Below are 2,547 nucleotides of genomic sequence, written 5' to 3' on the forward strand. Positions count from 1 at the left end.
TTCGCCCCGAACCCCACCAGGGCGCTGCCCTGGACTAAGCCAGGGAGCCAGCCCCTTGGACCCCGATTCGTTGCCGGGTACTGAATGGTTACGAGCGCAGCGCCGCCGCGAAACTTTGGTGCATGGCAGCGACGATCCCATCAACCAACTTTTGCACCTCCTCGTCGTCCAGGGTGTGATCCTCGGCCTGAAAGATGGCCTCGATACCCAGACTTTTGCGCCCAGCCGGGAGGTGCGGTCCGGTATAGAGATCGAACAGGGTGACGTTACGGATCACATGCGGGGCGGTTTGGCGAATGGCGTGGATCATGGCGCCGACGGGCCATTTTTCATCGACGACAAAGGCAAAATCGCGGGCGACGGCGGGGAAGCGGCTGATCATCCCCGGGTTGTCAGCGGTGGCGGATGGTTGGGCCAGGCGTTCCAGATCGAGTTCAAACAGAAAGAGGGGCAGGGGGATGTCGAGCTTCTCTTGCAGGGCCGGATGGATTTGTCCCAACCATCCCAGGGTATGGTTGTGGAGGAGCACTTCCGCCTTGCGCCCGGGGTGCAAAAAGGCTGGACCACCTGGATGGAACGTGCTGGTTGTCAGACCGATACCGGCCAACAAGGTGGTCACGTCTCCCTTGAGATCAAAAAAATCCGTGGTGCGATCCGGGGTGGTCCAACTGCGTCCGGTTGCGGAACCGCAACGCAGGCCGCCGATGCGTTCAGCCTCGGTGATGGCGCCGGAAGCTTCGGAGAGAAAAACACGTCCGACCTCGCACAGGCGCAGACGGTCATTGCCCCGGCTGAGGTTGCGTCGGGCCGTCTCCACCAATCCCGGGGCGAGCAGGGTGCGCATGACCCCCTGCTCCTCGGAGATGGGGTTGAGCAGCGGGAGCGGGGTGTGCTCCGGGGTGAAAAGGGCCAGTTGTTTGGCACTGATGAAGGCAAAATTGATGGTTTCGAGGTAACCTGCGCCGACCAGGATGCGGCGGCTGCGCCCCATGGTGGCGGTGAGGGGATCGGGAACGGGGAGGGAGATGGGCCCCTCGGGCAGGCGCGACGGCACCCGATCATAGCCATAAACGCGCACGACCTCTTCGACGAGATCCTCCTCGCGGCGCAGGTCATGCCGGTAACTGGGAGGTTGATAATACACCGTCCCGGCCACCTGGGAGTGGGTCGCCTGGCACCCCAACCGGCTCAACAGTTCGTGGACCTGCTCCGGTGCAAGGTCGATGCCCCCCAGTTGCATGGCCCGGTCATGACGAAACGGAATGGGCGGGGGAGCGCGGTAAGTGCCGGCATCGATCAGCATGCAAGGTCCAGCCTCTCCCCCTGCCACCTCCAGAATCATTCGGGTGGCGCGATCCAGGGCCAGGCGGATGCCATCCGGATCGACCCCACGCTCGAACCGGTGGCGGGAGTCGCTGAGAATGCCCAGACGTCGGCCCGTGCGTGCGGTGTGCAGCGGATTGAAACAGGCCGACTCCAGAAAGAGGGTTGTGGTGGTGGGGGTGACGCCGCTCTCTTCGCCGCCCATGATGCCCGCCAGGGCCAGGGGGCGGCGGCTGTCGGCGATCAGGGTCATGCCGGGGGTCAGGGTGCGTTGTATGCCATCCAGGGTGGTGATGGTTTCGCCTTCCCAGGCGCTCCGCACCACGATGGGGGGAGCCAGGCACGCCAGATCGAAAGCGTGCAGGGGTTGCCCCAGGTCCAGCATGAGATAGTTGGTCACATCGACGATATTGTTGATGGAACGCAACCCCACCGCCTCCAGACGGTGGCGCAACCAGGCAGGAGAGGGGCCAACGCAAACGCCTGCCAGAACCCGCCCGGCATAACGCGGGCAGGCCATGCCATCTTCGATGCGGATGGTGACGGGATGGTTTTCGCCCACGCTTTTGTTTTCGATCAACTCGGTGGCAGGACGCCGCAGGGGCAGACCGGTCAGGGCGGCAAGCTCCCGAGCGATACCCAGCACGCCCAGGCAGTCACCCCGATTGGGGGTCAGATCCACTTCCAGCAGGTGATCATGGCGGCCCAGGAGAGGGGCGACCGGACCCCCTTCGGGCGCTGTGGCGGGGAGGATCAAAATCCCTTCGGAGGCGCCAGCCAGGCCAAGTTCCGTTGCCGAGCAGAGCATGCCTGCCGAATCCTGCCCCCGGATGGTGCTTGGCGCGATGGTGACGCCATTGGGAAGATGGGCGCCCACGCGGGCGACGGCCACTTTGTCGCCCTGGCGATGGTTGGTGGCGCCGCACACCACCTGGATCTGTTCATCGCCGATGCGCACCTGGCAGACGGTGAGTTTCTGGGCGTTGGGATGCGGCGCGACGGCGACAAGAGACCCGACCTGAACCTGTTCCAGTCCCTGGCCCAAATCTTCGATCTTGCCCACCTCCAGTCCGGCCAGGGTCAGGCGGGTGGCCACCTCGGCGGGAGAGAGGTCGATCTCCAAGTGTTCTTTCAACCAACGGTAGGTGAATTTCATGGTGCGCCGCCTAAAAAAAAACGTTTAAAAGACTGGGATGGAGGTCCAGGAGGAAGGGCTGTGCCCTT

The 2,547-nt window shown here is 63.8% G+C and carries 1 pseudogene; it reads right to left on the reverse strand.

From position 1 onward, the window contains the following. Nucleotides 1–88 precede the first annotated feature (88 nt). Nucleotides 89–2,479, reverse strand: a pseudogene (locus tag HQL63_16210) (phenylalanine--tRNA ligase subunit beta). Nucleotides 2,480–2,547: the final 68 nt, after the last annotated feature.

This window comes from Magnetococcales bacterium, assembly GCA_015231175.1.
GTDB lineage: Bacteria > Pseudomonadota > Magnetococcia > Magnetococcales > DC0425bin3 > HA3dbin3.